This is a genomic window from Nonomuraea sp. N2-4H (assembly GCF_045291505.1).
Taxonomy (GTDB): Bacteria; Actinomycetota; Actinomycetes; order Streptosporangiales; family Streptosporangiaceae; genus Nonomuraea; species Nonomuraea fastidiosa.
In genome coordinates, this window is the sequence record NZ_CP147987.1 from 8458367 (window position 1) to 8482601 (window position 24235).

At 67.0% G+C, this 24235-nt stretch carries 22 protein-coding genes; 8 read left to right on the top strand and 14 right to left on the bottom strand.

From position 1 onward, the window contains the following. Positions 1-58: 58 nt before the first annotated feature. Both WBK31_RS39230 and WBK31_RS39235 read right to left on the bottom strand, forming a co-directional pair. Positions 59-1675, bottom strand: coding sequence for a cellulase family glycosylhydrolase (locus tag WBK31_RS39230; RefSeq protein ID WP_406674040.1), 1617 nt, complete (start codon positions 1673-1675; stop codon positions 59-61). Positions 1676-1797: 122 nt separating this feature from the next. After that, positions 1798-2556 (bottom strand): TetR/AcrR family transcriptional regulator, encoded by a 759-nt coding sequence (locus WBK31_RS39235; protein ID WP_406674041.1) that lies wholly within the window; start codon positions 2554-2556, stop codon positions 1798-1800. Positions 2557-2674: 118 nt separating this feature from the next. Between WBK31_RS39235 and WBK31_RS39240 the strand changes: the two genes are divergently transcribed. From WBK31_RS39240 to WBK31_RS39255, 4 genes are all read left to right on the top strand, one after another. Next, positions 2675-3169: a 2Fe-2S iron-sulfur cluster-binding protein gene (locus WBK31_RS39240; protein WP_364068384.1), complete on the top strand. Its 495-nt coding sequence runs from the start codon at positions 2675-2677 to the stop codon at positions 3167-3169. Beyond that, positions 3166-4155: a xanthine dehydrogenase family protein subunit M gene (locus tag WBK31_RS39245; RefSeq protein WP_364068155.1), complete on the top strand. Its 990-nt coding sequence runs from the start codon at positions 3166-3168 to the stop codon at positions 4153-4155. Before WBK31_RS39240 ends, WBK31_RS39245 begins: the two co-directional genes overlap by 4 nt. Then, positions 4152-6416: a xanthine dehydrogenase family protein molybdopterin-binding subunit gene (locus tag WBK31_RS39250; RefSeq protein ID WP_406674042.1), complete on the top strand. Its 2265-nt coding sequence runs from the start codon at positions 4152-4154 to the stop codon at positions 6414-6416. Before WBK31_RS39245 ends, WBK31_RS39250 begins: the two co-directional genes overlap by 4 nt. 73 nt (positions 6417-6489) lie before the next feature. Then, a complete protein-coding gene (locus WBK31_RS39255) occupies positions 6490-6948 on the top strand; it encodes a nuclear transport factor 2 family protein (protein WP_378785432.1) in 459 nt (152 codons plus the stop codon). A gap of 100 nt (positions 6949-7048) precedes the next feature. Here the strand turns inward: WBK31_RS39255 and WBK31_RS39260 are convergent, their stop codons facing one another. The 4 genes from WBK31_RS39260 to WBK31_RS39275 form a co-directional block, all read right to left on the bottom strand. Next, on the bottom strand, positions 7049-7582 hold the full coding sequence (locus WBK31_RS39260) for a hypothetical protein (RefSeq protein ID WP_364068152.1): 534 nt from the start codon (positions 7580-7582) through the stop codon (positions 7049-7051). An 84-nt stretch (positions 7583-7666) separates the two neighbouring features. Next, positions 7667-8275 carry a disulfide bond formation protein DsbA gene (locus tag WBK31_RS39265; protein ID WP_406674043.1) on the bottom strand — a complete coding sequence of 203 codons (609 nt, stop codon included), beginning with the start codon at positions 8273-8275 and terminating at the stop codon, positions 7667-7669. Between the two features lie 490 nt (positions 8276-8765). After that, positions 8766-9053, bottom strand: coding sequence for a hypothetical protein (locus tag WBK31_RS39270; RefSeq protein WP_364068148.1), 288 nt, complete (start codon positions 9051-9053; stop codon positions 8766-8768). A gap of 874 nt (positions 9054-9927) precedes the next feature. Beyond that, positions 9928-10425 (bottom strand): very short patch repair endonuclease, encoded by a 498-nt coding sequence (locus WBK31_RS39275; RefSeq protein WP_364068146.1) that lies wholly within the window; start codon positions 10423-10425, stop codon positions 9928-9930. A gap of 194 nt (positions 10426-10619) precedes the next feature. Between WBK31_RS39275 and WBK31_RS39280 the strand changes: the two genes are divergently transcribed. After that, positions 10620-11972 carry a DNA cytosine methyltransferase gene (locus tag WBK31_RS39280; RefSeq protein WP_406674044.1) on the top strand — a complete coding sequence of 451 codons (1353 nt, stop codon included), beginning with the start codon at positions 10620-10622 and terminating at the stop codon, positions 11970-11972. A gap of 202 nt (positions 11973-12174) precedes the next feature. On the opposite strand, the gene WBK31_RS39285 is transcribed toward WBK31_RS39280, so the two are convergent. The 4 genes from WBK31_RS39285 to WBK31_RS39300 all read right to left on the bottom strand — a co-directional run bounded on the left by WBK31_RS39285 (position 12175) and on the right by WBK31_RS39300 (position 17237). Further along, positions 12175-13098: a NaeI family type II restriction endonuclease gene (locus WBK31_RS39285; RefSeq protein WP_364068142.1), complete on the bottom strand. Its 924-nt coding sequence runs from the start codon at positions 13096-13098 to the stop codon at positions 12175-12177. A gap of 140 nt (positions 13099-13238) precedes the next feature. Then, positions 13239-15059, bottom strand: a complete 1821-nt coding sequence (locus WBK31_RS39290) for a DEAD/DEAH box helicase (RefSeq protein WP_364068140.1) — start codon at positions 15057-15059, stop codon at positions 13239-13241. Then, positions 15056-16471: a transcriptional regulator gene (locus WBK31_RS39295; RefSeq protein WP_364068139.1), complete on the bottom strand. Its 1416-nt coding sequence runs from the start codon at positions 16469-16471 to the stop codon at positions 15056-15058. The genes WBK31_RS39290 and WBK31_RS39295 overlap by 4 nt, the downstream gene beginning before the upstream one ends. Positions 16472-16550: 79 nt before the next feature. Further along, a complete protein-coding gene (locus WBK31_RS39300; RefSeq protein WP_364068138.1) occupies positions 16551-17237 on the bottom strand; it encodes a hypothetical protein in 687 nt (228 codons plus the stop codon). Between the two features lie 368 nt (positions 17238-17605). Between WBK31_RS39300 and WBK31_RS39305 the strand changes: the two genes are divergently transcribed. Then, positions 17606-18160 carry a hypothetical protein gene (locus WBK31_RS39305; protein ID WP_364068137.1) on the top strand — a complete coding sequence of 185 codons (555 nt, stop codon included), beginning with the start codon at positions 17606-17608 and terminating at the stop codon, positions 18158-18160. A gap of 99 nt (positions 18161-18259) precedes the next feature. Here the strand turns inward: WBK31_RS39305 and WBK31_RS39310 are convergent, their stop codons facing one another. From WBK31_RS39310 to WBK31_RS39325, 4 genes are all read right to left on the bottom strand, one after another. Next, positions 18260-18697, bottom strand: a complete 438-nt coding sequence (locus tag WBK31_RS39310) for a hypothetical protein (protein WP_364068136.1) — start codon at positions 18695-18697, stop codon at positions 18260-18262. Between the two features lie 101 nt (positions 18698-18798). Further along, positions 18799-20679 (bottom strand): DUF6571 family protein, encoded by a 1881-nt coding sequence (locus WBK31_RS39315; protein WP_406674045.1) that lies wholly within the window; start codon positions 20677-20679, stop codon positions 18799-18801. Positions 20680-20864: 185 nt separating this feature from the next. Further along, positions 20865-21098 carry a hypothetical protein gene (locus WBK31_RS39320; RefSeq protein WP_364068134.1) on the bottom strand — a complete coding sequence of 78 codons (234 nt, stop codon included), beginning with the start codon at positions 21096-21098 and terminating at the stop codon, positions 20865-20867. 398 nt (positions 21099-21496) lie between these two features. After that, positions 21497-22192 carry an FCD domain-containing protein gene (locus WBK31_RS39325; protein ID WP_364068133.1) on the bottom strand — a complete coding sequence of 232 codons (696 nt, stop codon included), beginning with the start codon at positions 22190-22192 and terminating at the stop codon, positions 21497-21499. Positions 22193-22244: 52 nt separating this feature from the next. Between WBK31_RS39325 and WBK31_RS39330 the strand changes: the two genes are divergently transcribed. Further along, positions 22245-23108, top strand: a complete 864-nt coding sequence (locus WBK31_RS39330; protein ID WP_364068132.1) for a dioxygenase — start codon at positions 22245-22247, stop codon at positions 23106-23108. After that, positions 23105-23962, top strand: a complete 858-nt coding sequence (locus WBK31_RS39335; protein WP_406674046.1) for a fumarylacetoacetate hydrolase family protein — start codon at positions 23105-23107, stop codon at positions 23960-23962. The genes WBK31_RS39330 and WBK31_RS39335 overlap by 4 nt, the downstream gene beginning before the upstream one ends. Positions 23963-24235 lie beyond the last annotated feature (273 nt).

Below are 24235 nucleotides of genomic sequence, written 5' to 3' on the forward strand. Positions count from 1 at the left end.
CGGGACGGGCCGCCCTCCTCCCCCCTGGGTAGCTGTGGGGGAGGAGGGCTCTTCCACGTCAGGAGGCCGCGCAGGTGAAGGACGAGACGGTGGCGGTGTCGCCGCTCGGCCGGTTCACCTGGAAGCCGAAGCCGGTCGAGCCGCCCGGGGCGAGCGTGCCGTTGTAGGCGGCGTTCCTGGCCGTGACCGTCTGGCCGCTCACCGACAGCGAGGCGTTCCACGACCCGGCCGGCGTGTGCCCGGCGGGCAGCGTGAAGGTGACCGTCCAGCCGGTGATGCCGGAGTCGCCGTCGTTGGTGACGGTGACCGGCTGCACCACGTACCCGTCGCTCCACTGGGTCTGTACGGTGCCCTCGGCGGTGCAGCCGCCGTCGCCGTTCCCGCCGCCGGGTTCGGTGGTGAACGTCGTGGCCGGCGAGGCCGCCGACTGGTTGCCCGCGCCGTCGCGGGCCCTGACGTACACCTCGTACTCGGTGCCGGGGGTCAGGCCGGTGAGCGTGATCGAGTTCGTGGCGCTCTGGCCGAGCAGCGTGTCGTCGTCGCCCTGCTCGCGGTAGACGTCATAGCCGGCGAGGCCCGAGCCGCCCGCGTCGGTGGAGGTCGCCCAGGTGAGGGTGGCGCCGGTGGCGGTCACGCCGGACGCGGATGGGGTGCCGGGCGTCGTGGGGGCGGTGGTGTCGGAGGTGCCGCCGCTGAAGAACGTCGCCTCGCGCGAGGTCTGGCCGATGCCGTTCGCGCCGTTGAAGATGCGCTCACCCCAGGAGGTCAGGCTGGCCGGGTCGAAATCATCGACCATGTCGAGGTATTCGACGCCGCCGCCGTTGCCGCTCCACGACCAGCCGATGTAGCCGATGCCGCGCGCCTGGGCCTGCGCCATGATCGTGTCCTCGTCGGGGTCGCCGTCGGAGTGGTTGTGCCCGAACTCGCCGATCACCAGCGGCAGCCCGGCGGTCCTGAACGCGTCCAGGTACGCCGTGATCTCGGCGGCGGTGTCGAAGACGCCGTACATGTGGATGGAGAAGACCGTGTTGCCCTGCGGGTCGGCGTCGGCCACCCGCTGGGCGTTGTCGCGCATCGTGAACTGCCAGTCCTGGCCCCAGTTGGGCGCGTCCACCATCAGCAGGTGCTGGAAGCCCAGGCCGCGCATGCGGGTGATGGCGTCGATCGTGGCGTCCGTCCAGGCCGAGACGTTGTTGTTGCCGTACGGCTCGTTGCCGATGTTGACGATGATGAAGTCCTCGGTGCCGGTGAGCGCGCTCTTGACGCTGTTCCAATAGTCGACGGCCTGGTCCAGCGTGTACGCGCCGCTCTGCTCGCCGTACCCGGTGGTGTCGTGGTTTTCGAGCACGCATATTAACCGGTTCTGCCGACAGAGCGAGACGACGTTGGCGACATCGGATGTGCCGTTGGCCGGCCACCTGCCGCCGCTCAGCACCACGCGTACGGTGTTGGCGCGCAGCGCCTTGATGTGCGCGAAGGCGCCCGTCTGGCTCGTGTACCAGGTGTGCGCGTGGCTGACGCCGCGGATGACGAACGCGTTCCCGTTGGCCTCGACGATCCTGGTGCCGTCCACCCGCAGCCCGGCGGCGGCCTGCGCCGGCGAGGCGGGGGCGATCAGCATCGTGAGGAGGAGCGACAGGAGCGCCGCCGCGGCGGCCCCGAGTCGTGTGCTCATGGAGGGGTGCCCTTCTCTGTTAACCGGTTAGGTTGGCGGGCACACATGGTCCGTGCAAATCGCTCCGATGTACAGGTCGAGGGGCTCAGGCGGTCGGGAATGCCTGGATCCGGGTGAAAGTTTCAGCCCGGCTGCTGCTCGCGCAGCGCCGGCAGGCCCGCAGCGAGCGCCGTGAGCGCGCGGGCGAGCGAGGGCTCCATCTTGGGGCAGGCGGCGTCCAGCGCGGGGTCCTCGGCGTAGACCTGGGCGAGCGCGGGTGGCGGGTTGGACGCCTGGTAGAGCATGCCGGCCAGCGCGCACGCCGCGCCGACCAGCTCCGCGCCCTCGCGCGGGCTCAGCCCCGCGGCCGCGGCCACGTGCTCGCCCAGCTCGGCGACCAGCGAGAGCGCGGTGACCTTGTACGCGCGCGCGGCCTCGACGGAGACGTTGTGCTCCAGAGTGGTCGACGAGTGGCTGAGCAGGTCGCAGAAGAGCGGGCGCTCGATCAGGGTGTCGGCCAGCAGCGTCGCGATCCGATGCGGCGAGCCGTGTTCGGAGCTTTGGCCGAGGGCGATCCGTTGTGGTGAGCCGTGTTCGGAGCTTTGGCCGAGGGCGATCCGATGCGGTGAGCCGGGCTCGGAGCTTTGGCGGAGAGCGGCGCGTACGGCGTCGGCCCAGGAGCGCCACTCCTCGGCGAGCAGCACGAGGTAGATCTCCTCACGGGTGCCGAAATAGCGGACGATGTTGGACTTCGCCAGCCCGACGGCCTCGGCGACCGCGCCCAGGCTGACGTTGCGCACGCCGGAGGTACGGGCGAGCTCGCGGGCCGCGGAGAGGATCGCCTCCCGCCGCTGTTGCTTGTGCTCGGGCCGCCTGGCCCGGCGAAACGCCGCCCTCGTCATGACTTCAGCAGCATAGCTCGCGGCGATAAGAGAACGCCGTTCTCTTGTTAGGTGAACGCTGTCCTGTTACCGTCCCGCCTAGACCGCACCGTGAGGAGATCGCGTGACCGATATACGGATGAAAGTGAACGGCGACGTCGTCAGCCTCGACATCGAGCCATGGGTGAGCCTGCTCGACGCGCTGCGCGACCGGCTCGGCGTCACCGGCCCCAAGAAGGGCTGCGATCAGGGTGCCTGCGGCGCGTGCACGGTCCTGGTCGACGGCATCCGGATCAACTCGTGCCTGGCGCTGGCCGTCCAGTACGACGGTCGCGAGATCACCACCATCGAGGGCGTCGACCACCCGCTGCAGGAGGCGTTCGTCCGCCACGACGGCCTTCAGTGCGGCTACTGCACTCCGGGACAGATCTGCTCGGCCATCGGCATGCTGGCCGAACACGCCGCCGGCCAGCCCAGCGTGGTCACGACCGGGCAGGACGCGCCGCCCCGTCTGACCGAGCAGGAGATCAGGGAACGGATGAGCGGCAACCTGTGCCGCTGCGGCGCCTACAACGGCATCGTCCAGGCGATCTTGGACGTTTCCACGGACGGGGCGGGGGAGCCGGGACGATGAAGCCGTTCACGTACGTCAAGCCCGCCGACATCGAGGCCGCCGTGCGGGCCGCCACCGCCGAGCCGCGCGCCCGCTACCTCGGCGGCGGCACCAACCTCGTGGACCTCATGCGCGAGGGCATCGAGCAGCCCGACACCGTCGTGGACGTCACCGGCCTGCCGCTCGACACCATCGACGACCTGCCCGGCGGAGGGCTGCGGGTCGGCGCGCTCGTCCGCAACAGCGTCCTGGCCGCCGACCGGCGGGTCCGCACCCGCTACCGGATGCTGTCGCAGGCGCTGCTCGCCGGGGCCTCCGCGCAGCTGCGCAACATGGCCACCGTGGGCGGCAACCTGCTGCAGCGCACGCGCTGCCCGTACTTCTACGACACCGACGCCTCCTGCAACAAGCGCGAGCGCGGCGCGGGCTGCGACGCGCTCGACGGGTTCAACCGGGGCTCGGCGATCCTCGGCGTGAGCGAGCACTGCATCGCCACCCACCCCTCCGACATGGCCGTGGCGCTGGCCGCCCTCGACGCCGTCGTCGAGGTACAAGGTCTCGACGGCACCCGCCGCATCCCGCTCACCGACTTCCACCGCCTGCCCGGGGACACCCCCGACGTGGAGCACGCGCTGGCGCCCGGCGAGCTGATCACCGCCGTGGAGCTGCCGCCGTTCGCCGCGCCCTCCCGCTACCGCAAGGTCCGCGACCGCGCCTCGTACGCCTTCGCCCTCGTCTCGGTCGCGGCGGCGCTCGACGTGCGCGACGGCGTGATCGCCGAGGTCCGGCTGGCGCTCGGCGGCGTCGCCACCAAGCCGTGGCGGGCCAGGGAGGCCGAGCGGCTGCTGGCCGGCGGCCCGGCCGACGAGGACGCCTTCCGCCGCGCCGCCGAGGCCGAGCTGGCGGCGGCCACCGTACGTCCGGCCAACGCGTTCAAGGCCGGGCTCGCCCGCAGCACGATCGTGGCCACCCTGCGCGAGCTGACCACGGAAGGAACCGCCCGATGACCACCATCACCCGCGCCGAGCCCGTCACCCGCACCCCCTACGTCGGCCGGGCCGTGGACCGGATCGACGGCACCGCCAAGGCCACCGGCCAGGCCCGCTTCGCCGCCGAGCACCACTACCCGGGCCTCGCCCACGCCGCGCTCGTGCACTCTACGGTCGCCCGGGGCCGCATCACCGCCATCGACGCCTCCGCCGCCCGCGCGGTGCCCGGCGTGATCGAGGTGCTCACCCACGAGAACGCCCCCGCCATGAAGCCACTCGGCAAAGGGGGCCCGATCGACCTCAGCGCCATGGCGTCCGGCACGAACGTCGACTACCTCGCCACCGACGAGGTGCACTGGAACGGCCAGCCGGTCGCGGTCGTGGTCGCCGAGACGCCCGAGACCGCCAGGTACGCGGCGGGGCTGGTGAAGGTGACGTACCAGGAGCTGCCCTCGGTGGTCGACTTCGCCGCCGAGCTGCCCAACGCCGTACCGCTCAAGAACAGCATGATCATGGAGCACAACGCGGAGAAGGGCGACGCCGAGTCGGCGCTGGCCGCCGCGCCGGTCTCCGTCGATCTGACGTTCACCACGCCGCCGCTCAACCACAACGCGATCGAGCCGCACACCACCACCGCCGTCTGGGACGGCGACAAGCTGACCGTGCACGAGCCCTCGCAGTGCATCGCCTTCCTGCGCAAGCACCTCGCGAAGCGGTTCGGGGTGCCGGAGCCCGACATCCGGGTGCTCTCGCCGTACGTCGGCGGCGGGTTCGGCGGCAAAGGCTCGGTCTGGCCCGGCACGCTGCTCGCCGTCTTGGCCGCCCGCGCCACCGGCCGCCCCGTACGCCTCGTGCTCACCCGCGAAGGCGTCTACCGCACGGTCGGCGGGCGCACCCCCAGCACGCAGCGGGTCGCGCTGGGCGCCGACGAGCAGGGCCGGCTGACCGCGCTCATCCACACCAGCGTGGCCAGGACCAGCAGGATCGGCGGCGCGCCCGAGCCGATCACCTCCGCCTCCCGCCACCTTTATGCGGCACCGAACATCCTGCTGCGCGAGTCGGGCATCACCCTCGACCTGCTGTCCCCCACGTTCATGCGGGCTCCAGGCGAGGCCATCGGCACCTTCGCGCTGGAGTCGGCCGTGGACGAGCTGGCCTGGAAGCTCGGCATGGACCCGATCGAGCTGCGCCTGGCCAACCTGCCCGAGCGCGACCCGGTGGGCGGGCAGCAGCTCACCCGGCGGACGCTGCGGCAGGCGTACACGAAAGGGGCCGAGCTGTTCGGCTGGCGGCGGCGCGACCCGCGTGCCGGCGCCATGCGCGACGGGCGGCTGCTCGTCGGCATGGGCGTGGCCACCGCGTACCACCCGGCGATGATCCTGCCCGCGAGCGTCACCGTGCGGCTGCACGCCGACGGCACGGTGGTGGTGCGCTGCGGGATGCAGGAGATGGGCATGGGCGCGGCGACCGCGCAGGCCCAGATCGCGGCCGACGAGCTGGGGGTGCCCCTTGAGTCCGTACGCGTCGAGTACGGCGACTCCGACCTCCCCGACGGCCCGATGGCCGGAGGCTCGGTGCAGACCGCGAGCGTCGCCGCCGGTGTGATCGCCGCCTGCGCCAAGGTGAAGAAGGAGGTGCTCGCCCTGGCCCGCCGGGTGCCCGGCTCGCCGCTGCGCGGCCACCGCCTCGACGACCTCCACGCCCGCGACAGCGGCCTGCACCACGCCGGGGGCGGGCAGACGTACGCCGACATCCTCACCGCCGCGGGGCGCGACCACGTCGAAGCCGCGATCAAGTCGGGCATGCTCGGCTTCGTCCTGCGCACGCTGCGCGACCGCCGCCGCTACGTCAAGGCGGCCACCGCCGTCCACTTCTGCGAGGTGCGCGTCGATCCCGACACCATGGAGGTGCGCGTCGCGCGCTGGCTCAGCGCCTTCGACGCCGGCCGGATCGTCAACGCCAAGACGGCGGCGAGCCAGATGCGCGGCGGCGTCGTCATGGGCATCGGGCTCGCGCTGTCGGAGCAGACGCTGGTCGACCCGCGCAACGGCCGCATCGTGAACCCCAGCCTGTCGGAGTACCACGTGCCGGTGCACGCCGACATCCCGCGCATCGAGGTGCACGACGTCGGCGTCCCCGACCCGACCATGCCGCTCGGCGTCGTCGGCATCGGTGAGGTCGGCATCACGGGGGTCGCGGCGGCGGTCGCGAACGCCGTACGGCACGCCACTGGGAAGCGCGTCGGAGACCTGCCGATCACACTCGACAAGCTGCTGTGAGGCGGCTGGGCGGGCCTGTCGTGGGTACGTGCCTAAGCTGACCCGACCGACGATCAGCTGAGGAGGCCTGCACATGTCACGCCCGCCCTTCCCGCCCTTCACCGAGGAGACCGCCCGCGTCAAGGTCCAGGCCGCCGAGGACGCCTGGAACACCCGCGACCCGGAGAAGGTGGCGCTCGCGTACACGGAGGACACCGTCTGGCGCAACCGCGACGAGCACCTGATCGGCCGCGCCGCGGTGATCGACTTCCTGCGCCGCAAGTGGGCCAGGGAGCTGGACTACGCGCTGCGCAAGGAGCTGTGGGCGGTGCTCGGCAACCGGATCGCGGTGCGCTTCCAGTACGAGTCCCGCGACCCGTCAGGGCAGTGGTGGCGCAGTTACGGCAACGAGCAGTGGGAGTTCGACGAGTCGGGGCTGATGCGGCGCAGGGAGGCCAGCATCAACGACGTACGGATCGCCGAGTCGGAGCGCCGCATCTTCGGGGCGCGCAGCGAGGAGGAACGCGGCGTGGACGTCCTGCCGATCTTCTAGCGGACGCTCGCTGTCACGGACGTTGCAGCAGGACGCTGAATGCCGAAACAGACGTCCGACGGGCCGATACCGCCGTCCGATGGGATGGAAGATCGTCTTCTCAGGGGGTGCGAATCCACCGGGGGTCGCCGTACCGCTGCTCCACACCCTCACCCGGCACGAAGTCGGGCGCCGTGGCCAGCACCACGAGACCCTGCACCTCTAGATAGCGGATCAGCCCGGCCGCCACCGAGAACACCGTCTCCATCGAGCCGCACTCCGGCGGCATGTGCTCCTGCAGCACCGCCACCACATCCGGCAACCCGAACTCCGCGGGCAGCAGCTCCGCCACCTCCCTGACGAAGTCCTCGGTCACCTGTGCCTGCACCACCACCGCGCCCGGCCGGCCCGCTCCCGAGCCGGCGCAGCTCTCGCAGCCGTCGCTGTGGAAAGGGGCGATCGAGACCGTGCCCGACCCCAGGCACACCACGCACCGGCCCCACTCGGCCGCGTGCAGCGTCGCCGCCTCCCGGTCCAGCAGCGGGACCGCGCAGGTGCAGCGGAAGGTGTTGTACGTGCCCGCGACGTAGTCGCGGTAGGAGATGTCGTCGGGGGCGTCGACCCACTCGGTGGTGATCACGTGCGGCTCGTCCATGAGAACTCTTGTCCGTCGCTGTGCGGGGATGTCCCACAAGATAGCTCCGCCGGCGGGCCCGTATCACGGAATCGGCTCAACTCTTCACGTTCCGTAAGGCTCCGGTTGGCGGGGCGGGCCGCCCTTGAGCTCGTGGAAGCCCGGGGTTGATGCGACCAGCAACGTCCCGTCCCAGAGCCGCCCGGCATCCTCACCGGTGGGCACCTTGGAGATGACCGGCCCGAAGAACGCGACCGGGGCGGCTCCTTCTTCGCTCACGGCCACGATCGGAGTCCCCACATGCTCACCGCCGATGAGACGCAGCGCCTCGGCCGTTGAGGCCCGCAGCTCGTCGTCGTACTCGTTCCCGAGCCCTGCCTCGGCGAGGTCGGGCGGCAGACCGGCCGCTTCCAGCGCCGTACGCAGATCACCGGGCCAGTCGCCCTCGCCCGTCGTCCACAGTGCTGTGTAGAACCGTCCCAGCGCCTCCTGCCCGTGCGCGCGCCTGACCGCCGCACAGACCCGCGCCGGCACCCACAGATAGCCCTCGGTGTCCCCTTCCGGGTCCTCGTCACGGCCCTCGTTGAGCACCGACAGGCTCAAGACGTGCCATCGCACCTCGACCGGCCGCACCCGGCTCACCTCGAGCAGCCAGCGCGAGGTCAGCCAGGAGTACGGGCAGGACGGATCGAACCACATGTCCGCCACCCTCATGATCGCCACCCTGGAATCACCCCTTCTACCTGCCCTGTTATTGGAGAAGGCGTCACGGAGGGAAAGAGCCGCCACACCTCCTGAGCCCAGCGGCTGTCGCCATCCACCCCCGCGAAAACCGGCAAAGGCCGCCACCCCGACCCCCGACGAGTCGGACACCGCCGCAACAGAAGGCTGGATAGCCCCTCCCCACCCGTGTCAGGGACGGCTGAGCACGTCGAGCACCCTGAGCCTGCCGACTTCGCCCAAAGGGGAAGCTCGGCGGCGGGAACGACGTACTGGGCCGCGTCTTCGTACCAGAACTCAGCCTCACCCACGACCTCGCCCTGACCAGGGGTTAGTGAGACCGCACCGGGAACGTCCACCTCAGCCCCGAGCAGCAGCGGCCGCCCCTGCTCATCGGTCCCGATACGAGCCATGAGCGACCGAGTCGGGAGCGGCATCGGCTGCCTCAGCCCAGGAACCCGCAACGCCACCCTCGCCCGCACCGTCATCGGAAAACCCTCACCAGCCTGACCAGCCGCACCAGCCCGTTCCGCAGGAAGTATGCGGGCCCTTCCCCGGCCGCCGCGATGGACTCCGCCTTCGCCAGGTGCCGCGCGTCGATCTCCGCCTGCGTGACCACGTACGTCCCCCATCCTCGCTCCCCGGCGAGCCGCTTGAAACTCTCCGCCTGCTCCCGCGTCGGAAAGAAGTACTTGCCCTCAAGCCCCTGAATGACGGTGTAGGCCCCCTTCTCCTCGACCGACTTCAGCTCCGCCTCAGTACGGCCCTCCATAACGTCACCACCCCGGCCGCTTCAAGCGCCGGCAGCTCAGGCCCCGGCAGTTGCCCGCTCACGACAAGGAACTGCCGGCACGACGCCCCGAGGTCATCCCCTTCCCGAGCCCCGACGACGATGCAGATCTGGCCGCTGTAGGGACCGTTCACCCGTTCGTGACCCGCTGACAAGGCGGAACCTCCATCGTCCCCGTCACCGGCACCGTCTCAGGCGGAACGGTCGGATCGATGTAGGGAGGAAAGGTCACCCGCTGGTAGGCGGTGAACGAAACGTGGCTCCGGACCCAGCACTCGATCCGGAACCGCGCCACCGACGAGGTCTCCTCAAGCCGCCGGCTCCCCAGCAACCCGGTCAGCGTGATCCGCCCACCTGCAGAGGCCGCCACCACCTTCGGCCCCCCGATCCCGCAGGCTGTCGGCGGAAATCTGCGCATGCGCCCGCTCGGTATACGCCTCGTAGATGAGCGGCATAGCCGGGCGAGGCCCATCGGCCGCCCCGGAGTCAACGGCATACGCCACCCCACCGACCAGCGCCACGAGCACCGCCGCGATCAGCCCGAGCTTCCGCATCACACCCACGCCCCTCCGCCGACGTCACCAGCGCGTACGGGAGGAGCGGGAAGACAGGTTCGATTACCTGCGTATCCGGCATAACTGGGACTCACCTGCCACGAACGCACAGGCACGCCGGCGATCGTGAGGGAGCTGGCCACGGATGCGAAGGACGGGTCGCCGGAACTGTTGCCGGGGTGCACAAACGTGTACTAGAGGACCGCTCTCAGGGGGTTAGGTGTCCCCTGAGGCTCCGCAGAAGATCGGAAATTCTTTACCTTTGGTGCGGTGCCAATTGTCCGGTTCCGATTGCGGGATTGTCAGCCAGGCGCGCTAGTCTCGCTCGTATGTTCGGCATCTGGCTGCACGGCGGCCACTACCGTCTCAACGGCCGTGGCCAGTGCTTCGTGCTCCCAAAGCCGGATCACCCGCCAGCCGGCTGCTTCGAGGGCGGCGTTGACGCGCTGATCGCGTTCCATGTTCCGGCGCAACTTTGGCGCCCAGTACCACTCGTTCGTCGTGGGCTGGCGACCGTGCTCCGGGCAGACGTGCCAGAAGCAGCCGTCGACGAAGACCGCGACCTTCTTGGCCGTGAAGACGATGTCAGGGCGGACCTTGACCTCGCCCAGATCAAGGCGGAGGTCCTTTCTGTAGCGCAAGCCACGGCGGTGCAGCGCACTCCGCAGGGCAACCTCGGGTTTGGTGTTAGATCGCCGATTGGCCTGCATGTTGCGCGACCGACCCTCGTTGAGCGGCGCAGGATAGGTCCTCCGCTCATGAGCCCGTTGCCGGGCTTGGGCTCTCTTGCTCTCGCTCACACTCGTCCCAACGGGCGTACAGCCAACAGTGCTCTCCGCGAAGATACAGTTGACCGCTTGTCCCTTGCCTCCTCTGGGCTACGAAAGGGGTCCTTGTGACCAGAAAGCACTCTCACGTCCTCGAGACCCTGGCGAAAGCTGATGATCAGCCAGTAAGCCCGGGAAGTGCCAGCTCAGAGCGGGATCAAGCTGCGATGTCCGATGCCGCCAGCACCTTGGCGGGGACGCCTGAGGGCTCACTCAGAGTTGTGGAAATCTGTGCCGGCGCTGGGGGGCAGTCCCTCGGGCTGGAACGGGCAGGTTTCCGGCATGCCCTGGCGATTGAGCTCGACCCGCAAGCAGCAAAGACACTCCGGCATAACCTCGTCAAAGTTTTTCACTATGACAAGAAGGAGGCTGAGGAAACCGTCAGGATTGGCGACGTGGCTGACCCCTCCGTGTGGAAGCCAAAGGAATACGAGGGCGTGGATTTGCTAGCTGGAGGCGTGCCATGCCCGCCCTTCAGCATCGCGGGCAAGCAGCTTGGAGCCACTGACGAGCGCGATCTGTTTGCGTGGGCGGTGGAACTGTGTGGCCAGATGAAGCCGAAGGCGCTCCTGCTAGAGAACGTCAAAGGTCTGGCTGGCACCAGGTTCACCGCTTATCGCCAGCGTGTCCTAGACCGGCTGAAGGAGCATGGCTATGTCGCCCAGTGGAAGCTCCTGCAGGCAAACGACTACGGCGTCTCGCAGCTCCGCCCCCGGTTCGTGCTGGTCGCTTTGCGGCCCGAATACGCAGAGTACTTTGACTGGCCTGAGAAGAATACCGAAAAGCCGCCTACGGTGGGCGAGCTGCTCAGGGACCTCATGGCCCGCGGAGACTGGTCGCCCGAGAGGCTCGAAGAGTGGGTTCGAGGGGCGAACGACATCGCTCCCACCATCGTGGGAGGGTCAAAGAAGCATGGTGGAGCAGACCTCGGCCCCAGTAGAGCCAAGGCCGCGTGGGAAGCGATGGGAGTGGATGGGAAGGGCGTGGCCGACGTCCCGCCTGGGCCCAATAATCCACGGGTGAAGGGCGCCAAGCATCCGATGCTGACCGTCGAAATGGTGGCTCGCATTCAGGGATGGTACGGCGAGGAATTCGCCGCTTGGGAGTTTCTTGGCGGGAAGACGTCTAAGTACCGGCAGATCGGCAATGCCTTTCCCCCGCCTGTAGCAAAGGCGCTAGGCGTAGCTATCAGAAAAGCGCTGCTCAAGGAAGGCCCGCGCCGCACCTTGGTGGAAGACACCGATACGCCGACCGATCCGGTCTACAAGATCCTGGTCAAGAACAGTCGGCCGCTAACTGTCGAGCAGATCGTGCAGAAGCTTGCGGATGATGGCAAGCCGATGGAGCTGCCTGAGGTCGAACGCCATCTCAACCATCTCAGTCACGACTTCGAGCTGCTGGAAGTTCCCCGATCGAATGGTGACGTGGCGTACAAGCTCGGTGAGTTCAAGGCGTTCCTCGGGCAGGAAGACCATCGACGGCACGAGTTGTTCAATAAGTATCGGTCGAAGATCAGCTGATACTGCTAGGTTCGCCATCCATCTAAGCCGCAGTTGCGGGTATCCGGCACTCGGCGTGGCTTCAGTGGAAGATGCGTAGCGGGGAGAAGCAGCCTCTCGAAGGAGGCCCGGCTTCTCCCCGTCGGCTGAAGCTGATCTGGTGCTTATCGCCTTTTTGCCTAAGCCGATGCTGACGCCGTCGGTAGGCGCGTGGCAGCGTGTCTCATCTGCCTAGCGGGCCGATGTCGGGTAGCTCGGGTGCCATTTCTGGAGGATCATCTGGCAAGGCTGCCACCCATTCTTCGCCGTTCAGCGTGATGGACGGCAGCCCAGCATGGTGTGCACGCTTACGCGCCAGCCGAATGCTCATCGACTCTCCGGGGCCAAGGGTAGGGAGGCCAAGAGCCTTGGCTGCCTCAACGTGATTACGGTACTGCCCGAAAATCACGATGCCTTCCGGACGTAGTGCTGAACGAGCCCCGCCATTGCCGCGTACCCGCTTCATGTAGTCCTCCTGCATCGCCACCGTTGCAACTACCGTGCGGCTTATGCGTCTGCCCTGGACACGCCGGAAAAGTTCATTGATTCTCTTCTGCCCGCTCGTGGAGCGGAAGATGGCGTCGATGTCGTCGTCGGGCAAGGAGAGGAGGATGTTCTCCTGAAGCGGTTCGTCCTTGAACAGCCAGCGAATAGCCTGTCGGCCGGTATGATTTAAGGTGCGCTTGACGTCCCTGTTTCTCCCAGGGTTGAGGTTTTCCTCGCTGGCTCGGACCAGACCAGCGCTCCAGCGCCCCTTCTTGTCGTTGGCCCAGAGCCCCAGGATGAGTTGGTCAACAGCCTCGGGGGGAATCATCCAGCTCGCTATGTTCTGTGCATATTTGCAATCAACTTCATGTCCCGCGATGGAGTAGTCGAGAACATGTCCATCAGCGAATCCGAACTCGCGTTGCAGGTTGATCTCAATCAGCGTTCCGCAGTGCGTCTTTTCCGTTTTATGGAGTTGCTCCCATCGGAAGCGGCCGGTGTGCTGGCCGTCAAGAAGCATGTCGAAGGTGCGGCGGACTACCTTTCCTAGCCGTGGTCCAAGTTCATCCAGCATCATGAGATGTGAGAAGACTTCTTCCAGTGCGGGATCGTAATCGTCCATCGCCGCTTCCTGTCTCTGCGTAGAACCCGATCATTTGCGCCCCTTATCATGCCTCCCCGATGGGTCATCTGCACTAGGTTTCCGGCCTGTATGGGCATCCCCTTGATCGCTCGCGTGTTTGTGGTGCTCCGCTCTGCAGATCAGCCCAAATGTCGCAGGAGCTCCCGAATGTCTCCGGCATCCAGCCCATAGCTATCGGCAGGTGCCTCCTCGAGGTCGGCTAGCTGGCGCACATCCGGATCGTCCAGGATGCTTCCTAGGAACTCCATTTTTGTCTTGAGGCGTAGCTGGACCACTTCATCGATAGTTCCTTCCGCGGCGAGTACGGTGACCCGGGTTTCTGCGTCGGGTGCGAGACCTAAGCGGTGTATTCGATCCAAGCTCTGGAGGAATCGGCCGGCCATGAAATCACGGTCAATGTAGATCGCGTCATGGCAGACTTGATGGAGACTGATTCCTTCCCCAAGGGTCGCAGGATTTGAGATCAGCACCATACAGTCTGCATCTTCGCGGAACCGCCGTATCTGCTCGTCTCGATCTATTGTTCCGCCATGAACAACGGCGGGATGGTGAGGAGCGAGCAGGTGTGCCAAAGTAGTAATGTTACGTACGAAGTTTGTCCATACAATCGTCTTGCGGCCCAGTGTTGCGTTGGCAGCAATCAGGTGAATTGTTTCCTGATACTTAGGTGATAGTTCATAGCTGGGCAGGTTGCGCAGCAGGTCGTAGAGCGAGTCATCAGGGTTGATCTCCAGAGGGGCTGGCCTATACGCGAGTGGCTCATATGGGCTGCCTCCCTCGATGAGAAGAGCCGGGCTTGTGGCCGCCATAATCAGACGCAGCGCAGTACGGCCGAGCGCTTCAATATCATCGCGGGAAGCTTCGGCCCGTGCAGATAAGTTTCCCTTCAGCGCTTCATATATCTCGCGGTGAATGGGTGGGAGCTTGACGTAGCGGATCTTCGGCTCGAACGGAGGGAGGCCTAGTTCGCTCTTGGTGGTGCGGGTGAAGAGCGGCCTCAGTACGGTACTGGCGTAGGCCAGATCGCCACCACGTACGGCATCGGATACCACGCGTTTGCCCCGTCCAGGCCAGACAAACGACAGCAGATTCTCCAGATCTCGAGCCCCGTTTGGGGCAGGGGTGCCCGTAAGGATGAGCCGCCGCGCGGCAGAAGGCCCAAGCGTCAGGCATGCTGATCCGTAGGTTCCGCTGGCGCCAAGCTTCATGCGGTGAGCCTCGTCGAGCACCAGCATCGAAGGTGCGCTGGTCAGCCACGACACGAGCCCGGGGACAGCCCGGGATAGCCGCTCGTAGTTGACGAGCATTATCTCGGCGTCATAGTCCGGCGCCCGGCCCATCACTGCCGCGCGTGGCGGTGTGCGGAAGCACACCTGGCTTTCTGACAGCCAAGCCTCGTAGGCGGACTTTGGCCCGACAACGAGGAGCCGCCTGACCAGGCCCTGCTCGCGGATAGCAGAGTAGACGGCTAGGGTCACCCGGGTCTTGCCGGCACCAGGCACGCTGAAGTTCGCACCGTGACTGAGTGACAGCAGATGGGCTGCATCACGCAGCTGGAAGTCGGTGAGATCACCAATCCAGTTCTCGCCAAGCATCTTCAGTACGTCACCTGGCGCGATCGTTCTCCCGGGGAGGTCAGCTTCGCCGCTGAGCGTGCGCTCGGCCTGTTCGGCGTCATCGAGGACGCTGTTGACGAGCTGGAGAAGCGCCTCATCCCACTCAACATCATCGTGATGCCAGTTGCCGAGCTCGATGAGGCGGTCGAGGAAGTCGTCAAGATCGAACTCTCCCACCAGCGGCGCACGCTGCCCCCCTGGCGCGATGCGGGCAGCCAGATCCGCGAAATCCTGCTCGTACCCCGGCCTGCTGCGGAGAACCACGCGTGTCTTCGAGACATCGAGCGAAATCCGCAGAGACGGCTCTGAATGTGGCGCGGTCACTGGTCTCTCCCTACAGCTTTCTGCAGCCAGGTGAGCCCGTCGCCTGGCAGGGTAATGCTCTTGCTGGCCTCTTTGGCGACGCGCTCCAAGATGGAGCGCAGCTGCAGCAGGGCGTCGTCAAAGGCGCCTTCATCCAGGCTTCCGTTGCCGCGGGCCAGGACGAGGTCGGTGACGCACTGCTCTAGGTCTTTACATGCGTCAGTCACGCGGTCAGGGGCGGCGAGGCGCTTCTTGCGGAGCCGGAAGTCCCTGCCTGCGAACTCCAGCGCCTCATTGAAAACGTCTTTTGCGCGCCTGAACTGCTCGGTTGCTGTACTCCGCTCCTCCTCGGTGGCGGTGGACCCAGGAGCCTTGACAGCCTTGACTCGCAGGAGAGAGTCGGTAAGAGCCTTTGCGGCCGTGACCCTGACTCCGGCCGCTTGGACAGTACGGCCGAGGCCAGGAATCGCGACAGCCGCAGCCTCGGGCTCGGGATCTGGCATAAGATCGGCGGGAAGCCGCTGATTCAGGAAGCGCTCATAGAAATCAGGCTGGATGAACCGGACGTCTGTTTTGGCGAACTCGAGCACGATAGCGGCGAAGCGCCCCTCCTTTATCAGATCTGCGCGTTCTTGGTTACGCGCGGCCTCAGCTTTGTACGCCCGATAAAGCTCGAAGAGTCGTTCTTTCGCGTCTTCGAAGTCCATCAGCCGCAGCGACGTGGTGCCTGTGGCGCTGCGGTCGATAAGGTCCCTCAACTGAGCGAGAATCCACAAGTCACGGTCACAGGCCGGCGTGGTGGTGTGGAAGTTCCGGGCGATCTCCGGTAGTGGCTTACCAAGTTTTACCTGCTCTTCCAGGGCGAGCAGATGATTGATGTAGGAGTACTCCCGGCGCCTGTCCGGGCGCAGCTGGAGTGAAAGCTCAACGGCGTGTATGTCGTCCCATGTACAGCTTGCGGGCAGGACGCCTACTCGCATGCTGGGCCGTCCTATCTCCTTGAGAGCGGCCCGTCGTGTGTTGCCGTTGACCAAGATGCCATCACGGGTGATGAGGCCAGGTTCGTTCTGGCCGTACTCGCGCAGGCTTTCCATGAGATCCTCGAAGGCCTTGTCGGTCACGGAAGGATCCGCCGGCAACGCCTTCAGCAAGAAGTGCAGATAGTCCTGGCTCTCGGGGCTCCACGGATCGTCGGTCAGGGCTTGGTCCCTTATCGGGTCGAAGGCACGCTGGGCACGGATACGGTGGGTGCCAGGGTTATACCGCAGTGCCTCAACCGGCATGTCGATGACTTCGACGTGCGTGAGCTTGCCACGCCACTCGACCGTCAGAGTCTCCGGGACTCCGCTGCCATTCCGCAGTTCCTTGAGCCGCTGTTCTACGAGTTCGCGGTTGCTAGCAGCCTCGCGAGGCTGGCCAAAGTCGATCGACATGGTTGAGTTCCTTCCAGGAGTAAGTCAGCAGGGGATCGGAGGGGGCGGTGGCCGGCTGTGCTCGGCGCCGGCCTTCCGCTCAGGGCTGCAGGAGCATGCTGCGGAATTGGTTGCGTGCGGGCGTCGGCAAGGTGCGGTAGAGGCCCCACAGCTTCTCGACATCGTTGAAGCTGCGGGAGTCCTGCTCAATCCAGGCGGACAGCATCTTGCGCTCATAGGCTGACAGCCGCTCCAGCGCCGCTGTGAGAGTCCGCAGGTCGCTGACAACATCGCGTCCCCCCACACGGCACCGGTTGCACTCCGTGACGAGCTGCACTTCCTTGTCGCCGCTGGGTAGCGTGACCTGCCGGCGTGCGATATCGAGCTGTGAAGTGGTTCCGTAGCCGTCGGAATACGCTTCGCCGATGCCGATACCGCACGATCGGCATAGATAGTTGTCCTCCATGAGAACGGTACGGCGCTGTGACGCGCTTATAGCCTCCGCGGCCTTCCGGTTAGCGACGCCCGGTTCCCATACGGGAAGCCCCTGGCGAACGAACCTGTGCTCCCAGGACTCCAGAGTCGAATCCTCCCGGTTTGTGTCGATCTGCCACTCGTAGTCCCGTAGCTCCCTCATGCGGCGGTCGATTTGACTGACTCCGTCGAACGCTGCGCGCAGCTGTTCTTTGGTGAAGATGCTTCCTGGTCCGACTTCCTGTATGAGCCACAGCGCTACCCGCTTCATGGTGCCGAGCTTCTTGTCCGTCCAGGACGGCATCGCCAACATTCGTCTGTTCCTCTCATGGGAGATAAGCGACAGAGAGACCCGCTGCGTTGTCTGTTAGCGAAGCGGATCCAGGCACCTCAGGGAAGTCTTTTCTGTCCCGGTGTGTCCCGCGTGGTGTCCCGCTGTGTCTCGCTGATCCGGCAAAGGCGTAATTTGTCACAGGCGTCCGTCAAGATGGCTCCAGAACCGGAGGGGATACCAAGGAGCTGACCATGCCTCCTCGTGCGCGAAGGAAGCCTCTTCCAGCATCTCTCTCGCCTGCCCGGCGTGAACTCGCTGAGGCGGTGCGAACGCTTTTAGATGATGCGGGCGGGTCGTTACGAAGCGTTGCAAACCAGATACATAGTTCTCGCTCCGCTCTCGGTCGCTTGGCCGCGGGACAGGTGGGATATCCCGACAAAAAGACGGTCCTCAACCTCCTTCGCCTCGCGGCCCGCAAAAATCCGGCCGTGACTATGACGGAAGAAGAGCTGGAACGCCTGGTGCAGCAAGTGTGGGATGAGGATCCGCATGTTGCCAGGCCGGCTGGTGCACTTGCCGATGGCGGCACGACGACCGCCGGTCCCGGTACTCCACACGTTGCGCCGGTCCTGGTGGGAGGAGGGGACCGGCGCAACTGCTTGACGGCATACGTCCGGTGGCCGATCGAAGAGCTCGCCAAGCATGTGGACAACGCTCGCTATGAGCACGCCATGGGCATGCTCGACTATGCCGGCGGGAGGGCACCTGCGAAGGAGGCTGCTGACGCAATACAGGCCTGCCGCGACTGGGGACTGGCGGAGGCTGTGGATACCCTGCTCAGGATGGTCGGACGCCGGCCTGGCACGCAAGTCCTCGCGGTGGTGGGTCACCTGATGGACGTCGGCAACATCGCGGACGCTCGCGCTCTTCTGCGAATCACTGGCGACCTCCAGGAGGTGTGAACCCGTCGGCGTACCCACCCGGCGCCTGGGCCGATCGGCAGGTGACACGGAGGCGGCGCCAAGAATCTGGGCCGGCCGCGAAGTTGTCAGGCGCCCAAGTTATCCGGACTCCTTAAACAAGATCGGCTTGAGCTGCCGGACGAGTTCGATGGCGTCCGCCCGGTGGTCTCTGCCTGGTGCGCCCGGGGCGATCCAGATGGAGAGGCGGCGGCTGGCGTCGGGGGTCCAGGCGTAGGCGTACGTCTTCATGCCGTCCTCGCCTTCGATCTGTGCCGTGAAGCCAGGGCCGAGGTCGGCTGGCAGGTCTTGGCCGCGGTCGTGCTGCTTGGTGCCCTCCAGCTCTTCCACGGTGAGCGCGGACGGGTTGTCGAAGGTGATCGACAGCGCCGCCCCGATCGCGTCTCCTCCCTCTTTTCTGACGATGCAGCGGTCGAAGGGCTCTCCGGGGCGGCTGCCCGTGGCGCGGAACTCGTCCAGGCCCGTGATGCGGGCGATGACCTGCCTTGAGATCAGACCGCACTCCTGCGGTCCGGCCATCACATCGCCCAGAGGGCGGGTGTCGGGGGGTGGAGGCGACGGCGAACAAGCCGCGCTTACGAGTGCTCCCGCGATGAGCAGCGCAGGGAGGGAGACCTTTCTCATCCGCCTTGTCCTCCGGCGTCGTTGGCCTGGTTGAAGCCCTCGGTGACAGCGTTGGAAGGGTTGCGGAACACGGCTCCTGTGTCAGGGCTGGTGATCCATTCCGTGTACGCCTCACGCTGCTTGGCGGTCATCTTGCTCCACGGGATGATCTTGTCGCCGTCCATGAAGTCGCCCTCCGAGCCGCGCGGGTAGTTCACCGACGCGTGCGGGTGGGTCCTCGCCGGCACCTCTCCGTCGCCGAAGAGCCCGTGCCGCATCATCGCGTCGGCCGTGAGGTCCATGAACATGTCCACGGTCTGACCCGTCGTCGTGGCGGCCTCGCTGCGCGCCGCCGCTCCTGCCCCGGCGGTGAACTGGTCTGCCACCTGGGATTTGGCTCTGTCGAAGAGCCATCCGGCGATCTTCCCTTGAGGACCGGGGGCCAGGTCCGCCACGCTGGTGACCGCTTCTTTGAAGGCGTTGAACATTTTGTCGTGTTGGTCTGCGCTTTCGATCTTGGCGATGTTGCCCGCATCCGTGATCACAAAGAGGGTGCGGCTGAGCCGTTCGATGGCCTGGCTGAAAACCGCGCCGTCCGCGCCGTTCATCCGCTCTTCCAGGATCTTCTGACGCTGCGCGGCGATCTCGGCGGCGGTCGCGTTCGGGTGTGCCTTGTGCCATTTCTCGAAATCGGCGCGATTCTGCTCAGCGAGCCTTGCGGCGCGCTCGTCCAGCACTTCGATGCTGTACTGGCCGTGGCCCGTCACGACGGTCTTGAGCACGTCAGTGTCCGCGAAGGCCCACTTCATGACGCCGCTGATACCGTCACGATCGAAGACGGCACCGTACGGCTGTGTGCCGGCCAGCATTGTGTCGGGGTCGCGCGTGATCACCCCCGGCTTGTGAGCCACCCGATCCACAGAAGCGCGGTGTAAGTCGCTCATGTACGCGCTGATGATGTTCCCCACGTTCTGCCGGGTGTGGGGGAGGTTGTTCTGCACCTGCGGGTTGCCCCAGAAGTGCATCGCCCATGAGGCGATCAGCGCCGACTTGTATCCGCGTGACTGCTCCGGCGGCTGGTCGTGGTCGCGGAAGGTCCTGGTGGCGGCTTCGAGGGCGTTGCCGAGGTCGGTGTCGGTGTACTCGTGCCAGGGGCGTTCGCGCATCAGGTAGTCGAGGGGCTTGCGTTTCGGGTCGGTGAAGAAGTCTTGGGCGGCCCGGGAATTGTTGGCGAGCGCGGCGGCGACGGCGGCCATCGGATCCTTATAGGCGGCCGGGAGATCGTTGGCCGGTTGGGTGGTGGGCGTGAAGTTAAGCCAGTACGGGGACTGCCGGGGCTGCTTGCGCTCGTAGTCGTAGACCTTGGTGGCGATCTCGAGGAGGAAGGCGTCGTCGTAGGTGCCGCTGCGCAGGAGCTTGTTCAGCGCGAACGCGGTCTCCGGGATGTCGAGGTGTTTCAGCAGCTCATCGACGTACCCCTTGGGCAGCTTCATGCCGCCGGCCCGACGTGATGCGGTGCCGAGGATGGTGCCGAGCGCGGCCGACAGCTTGTCCAGCTGGGCCATGACCTCCGGGTCGGCGCCGGCCGGGGTGGTCTGGCCGCGGTAGAGCTTCGCGATGAGGCTCTTCAGCTCGTGCGGCGGCATCTGGGTGGCGAACGCCACGGCGAAGTACGGGTCCTCCTGGTGCTTTTGCAGCTCGGCGAGCGTCTTGGCGTCGATCGTGCCCTTCTTCAATCCAGTATGCAGCGCGTCCGCGAGGCGCTTGGCCGTGGCGGCGCCGGCGGCGGGCGTGTCGGACAGCCACTTGGATTCGTCGGCCCAGAGCGCTTTCGAGGTGTCGAGCGCGACCTTCTGCGCGGCCAGCATGAGGTCGAGCCGCCGCTGCAGGTCGGGCACCTTGCCGGCGATCTGCCGGCCGATGTCGCGGGCTGTGCCGGGGCCGTACAGCTGGAGCTGCACCGTGGCGAGACTTCTGTCCACCTGGGCGCCCATGTCGGGGATGGTGGTGCTGAGCCGCTTCATCAGGTTGATGAGCTGCGTCATCAGCGCCGGGTCGATGCCGAGCGGCACGGGCTGCGGGCTCATCGGCCGGCACCGTCCGGGCGGAGCGTGTCGAGCATGGCAAGGGCGCGGTCGAACATGCCCTTCAGCGCTCGATCCCAGCCCTGGGCCTCGCTTACCAGCGCGTCGGCGGCGGGGCCTTTCATCGCGCCGGAGTTGATGAGGTGGATCACCCCGCGGACGTCGCCACCGTGTTGATCCCGCAATTGCTCGATCTGCCGGCGCACGGCGTCGATCTGCTCCTGCGTCGCCATTCCGCGTCCCCTGAGGCTGCCGACAACTGGGTGACGCGAACAGCGTAACCAGCGGTGACGCGCTGCAGCGGGCGTTCGTTGCGCCGTACAACCGAGAAGGCATGGAAACGCGAATACGGTTCGTCGCTATTGCGCATTTGAGTGTGTGTCAGTGGCGGCTTCGCGACGTTCTCATGCGGCACGACGGCGGCCCGGCGATGTGCCGCGACACGATTTTCAGGATGGCGGCCACGCCCAAGCCGGTGACTGATGCGGTGCGGTGGTGTTCGACGGCCGTCAGGTGGTCGGTGGCCGGCCCAGCGCGGTGGTGCTCGCCTGCTGTCAGGCGGTCAAGTGGCCGGTGCCTTGGTCGAGGGCTTTCAGGTGGTCGCGAGCGGGGCTGACGCCTGGGTCGACTCCTAGGTGGTCAGCGGGCGAGCGCCGCGGTGGCGTTCCACCGCGGTGGCGGTGCGCGCGAGGTCGCCCGCCGCGATGGCCTCGACCAGCTCGGCGTGCACCTCGACGCGATGCCGCAGGTACTCGTCCTGGTCGGCGCTGCCGTCGGGGTCGGCGCGTTCCGACAGGTCGGACACGCAGCGGGTCATGGCCAGGTAGACCGCTTTGGCCAGGTGGTTGGGGGTGATCTCGGCGATCCGCTCGTGGAGCGCCCAGTTGGCGCGCATGAAGCGGTCGCGGTCGGCGGTCGATCGCTTGAGCGCGGTGAGGAGTCTGCGCAGGTCGGTGATGTCCTGGCGGGTGCGGTGGCGGGCCGCGTCGGCGGCGATCAGGGGCTCCAGAGATTCGCGTACGGCGATCGCGTCGGCCACCGTGGCCGGCATCGAGCGTACGGTGAGCAGCGTGTGCCGCAGCCGCACGATCGGGTTGGGCGCGGCCACGAACAGGCCGCCGTTGCGGCCGGGCCTGATCTCGACCGTGCCGCGGTCGCTGAGCAGGCGGGCCGCCTCGCTGATGGTCGCGCGGCCGTAACCCGACATGTCACGGAACTCGTCCATCGTGCCGATCAGGTCGCCAGGCCCGAGACCACGCTCGGCGATCAGCGCTTCGATGTCGGCGGCCAGGGACTCGGCGCGGGTCGGAGGCGTACCAGAAAACACCCGAACCATTCTGGTCTTTCGAGCGCGGCGGCGCTACGCTCCGGTCAAGCCTTTGGAGGACTATGTGACCCCGCTGCTGCGACAGGTCCTGAGCCAGATCGACGGGCCCGACCCCCGGATCAACGAGGTGGTCTCCGCGCTCGTCCGTCACCTGCACGCCTTCGTCGAGGAGGTGCGGCCCACGGAAGGCGAGTGGAACGCAGGGCTCGACTTCCTCATCGAGACCGGCCGCATGTGCACCGCGCACCGCAACGAGTTCATCCTGCTGTCCGACATGCTGGGCCTGACCAGCGCGGTGGACGCGGTCAATAACGAGGGCCCCGAGGGCATGACGCCATCGTCGGTGGAGGGCCCGTTCCACTCGCCCGCCCCGGAGCGGCAGCCGGGCGCGTGGATCAGCAACGGGCCCGAGCGGGAGCGCGGCGTGCCGACCGTGGTGCACGGGCGGGTGCTCGACTGCGACGGCATGCCGCTGCCCGGCGCGGTGGTGGACGTCTGGCAGGCCAACGACACCGGCCTGTACGACACCCAGGACGACAGGCAGGACCTGGGCAACCTGCGCGGCCTGTTCACCACCGACGTGGAGGGGCGCTACTGGTTCCGTACGATCCGGCCGAGCAGCTACCCCGTGCCCACCGACGGCACCGCGGGACGGCTGCTGGACGCCATCGGACGCCACCCCATGCGTCCCGCGCACTTCCACTACCGGGTCACCGCCACCGGATACCGGCCGCTGACCACGCACGTGTTCCTGGCCGGCGACCCCTACCTGGGCTCCGACGCCGCGTACGCGGTGAAGGACGAGCTGATCCGCGAGCCGGTGCCGCGTACGGAGGGATGGGGGATGGACGGGCCGTACGAGGAGATCGAGTTCGACCTCAAGCTGGTGCCGCTCGACTGGAAGGAGGAGCGGTGAAGCTGGTCGGTGTCCGTGTGCGCGGGGACGACGTCGTACGGGTGGCGCGGCTCGACGGCGAGACGGTGACGCTGCTCGCCGAGGTGAACGAGTTCTGGGCGGACGCGCGGCGGCTGGTCGCCGAGGTGGCCGGCATCCGCGGCGGGCTGCGGCTGGCCGACGAGCACGCCACGCTGTCCACCGAGGCGGTGGAGTTCGTGCCGCCGGTGCCGCCGTCCGCGCGGGTGATCTGCGTGGGGCTCAACTACCGGGCGCACGCCGCGGAGGGGGCGTTCGAGGTGCCGGAGCATCCGACGCTGTTCGGGCGGTGGACGGCGTCGCTGAGCGTGGGCGGGGCTCCGGTGGCGGTCCCGGCCGGCGAGGACGGGCTGGACTGGGAGGGCGAGGTGGCCGCGTACGTCGCCGAACCGCTGCGCTACGCCGACCCCGACACCGCGCTGAAGGCCGTGCTCGGCTACTCCACCTTTAACGACCTCACCGCCCGCCGCGCCCAGAAGCTCACCAGCCAGTGGACGCTCGGCAAGAACGCCGACCGCAGCGGCCCACTCGGGCCGATCGTCACCGCCGATGAGGTGGGCGACCTGCGTGACGGGCTGCGGGTGCGTACCAGGGTGAACGGGACGCTCGTCCAGGACGGCAACACGCGCGACATGATCTTCGGCGTGGGCGAGGTGTTGTCGCTGATCAGCCGTACGCTCACGCTCAATCCCGGCGACGTGATCGCCACCGGCACTCCGGAAGGGGTCGGTTACGTGCGCAACCCGCCGTGGTTGCTGCGGCCCGGCGACGTGGTGGAGGTGGAGATCGACCGCCTCGGCGTGCTGCGCACCCCTGTGACGGGCGGCCTTACGTAGGAAGCCTGCGCACCCTGTGAGTGGCGGCCTTACGTAAGAAGCCTGCGCATCCTGTGAGAGGTGGCCTTGCGCAAGCCTGCGGACCTCCGTGGCGGACGGACATCCGTAAGCCTGGCGCACCCGTGACGCGGGGCCCTACATGAGCCTGGGGTGTGCGGTCCCCTGCCATAACTTCTGGTGACGGGCGCGGCGGACCGGCGGCCAGAAATTGTCGGTTCTCGGTGGTACACATCAAGTCCACGCACACCCACCGTCACCGGCCTGGGGGAGGCC

Coding starts and splice junctions, on each gene's coding strand:
- WBK31_RS39250 (WP_406674042.1), top strand. CDS start 4,152: ATGACCACCATCACCCGCGCCGAGCCCGTCACCCGCACCCCCTACGTC.
- WBK31_RS39270 (WP_364068148.1), bottom strand. CDS start 9,053: ATGGAGGGCCGTACTGAGGCGGAGCTGAAGTCGGTCGAGGAGAAGGGG.
- WBK31_RS39310 (WP_364068136.1), bottom strand. CDS start 18,697: ATGGCCGGACCGCAGGAGTGCGGTCTGATCTCAAGGCAGGTCATCGCC.
- WBK31_RS39320 (WP_364068134.1), bottom strand. CDS start 21,098: ATGGCGACGCAGGAGCAGATCGACGCCGTGCGCCGGCAGATCGAGCAA.
- WBK31_RS39300 (WP_364068138.1), bottom strand. CDS start 17,237: ATGTTGGCGATGCCGTCCTGGACGGACAAGAAGCTCGGCACCATGAAG.
- WBK31_RS39265 (WP_406674043.1), bottom strand. CDS start 8,275: ATGAGGGTGGCGGACATGTGGTTCGATCCGTCCTGCCCGTACTCCTGG.
- WBK31_RS39280 (WP_406674044.1), top strand. CDS start 10,620: ATGTCCGATGCCGCCAGCACCTTGGCGGGGACGCCTGAGGGCTCACTC.
- WBK31_RS39260 (WP_364068152.1), bottom strand. CDS start 7,582: ATGGACGAGCCGCACGTGATCACCACCGAGTGGGTCGACGCCCCCGAC.
- WBK31_RS39235 (WP_406674041.1), bottom strand. CDS start 2,556: ATGACGAGGGCGGCGTTTCGCCGGGCCAGGCGGCCCGAGCACAAGCAA.
- WBK31_RS39255 (WP_378785432.1), top strand. CDS start 6,490: ATGTCACGCCCGCCCTTCCCGCCCTTCACCGAGGAGACCGCCCGCGTC.
- WBK31_RS39240 (WP_364068384.1), top strand. CDS start 2,675: ATGAAAGTGAACGGCGACGTCGTCAGCCTCGACATCGAGCCATGGGTG.
- WBK31_RS39285 (WP_364068142.1), bottom strand. CDS start 13,098: ATGGACGATTACGATCCCGCACTGGAAGAAGTCTTCTCACATCTCATG.
- WBK31_RS39230 (WP_406674040.1), bottom strand. CDS start 1,675: ATGAGCACACGACTCGGGGCCGCCGCGGCGGCGCTCCTGTCGCTCCTC.
- WBK31_RS39295 (WP_364068139.1), bottom strand. CDS start 16,471: ATGTCGATCGACTTTGGCCAGCCTCGCGAGGCTGCTAGCAACCGCGAA.
- WBK31_RS39245 (WP_364068155.1), top strand. CDS start 3,166: ATGAAGCCGTTCACGTACGTCAAGCCCGCCGACATCGAGGCCGCCGTG.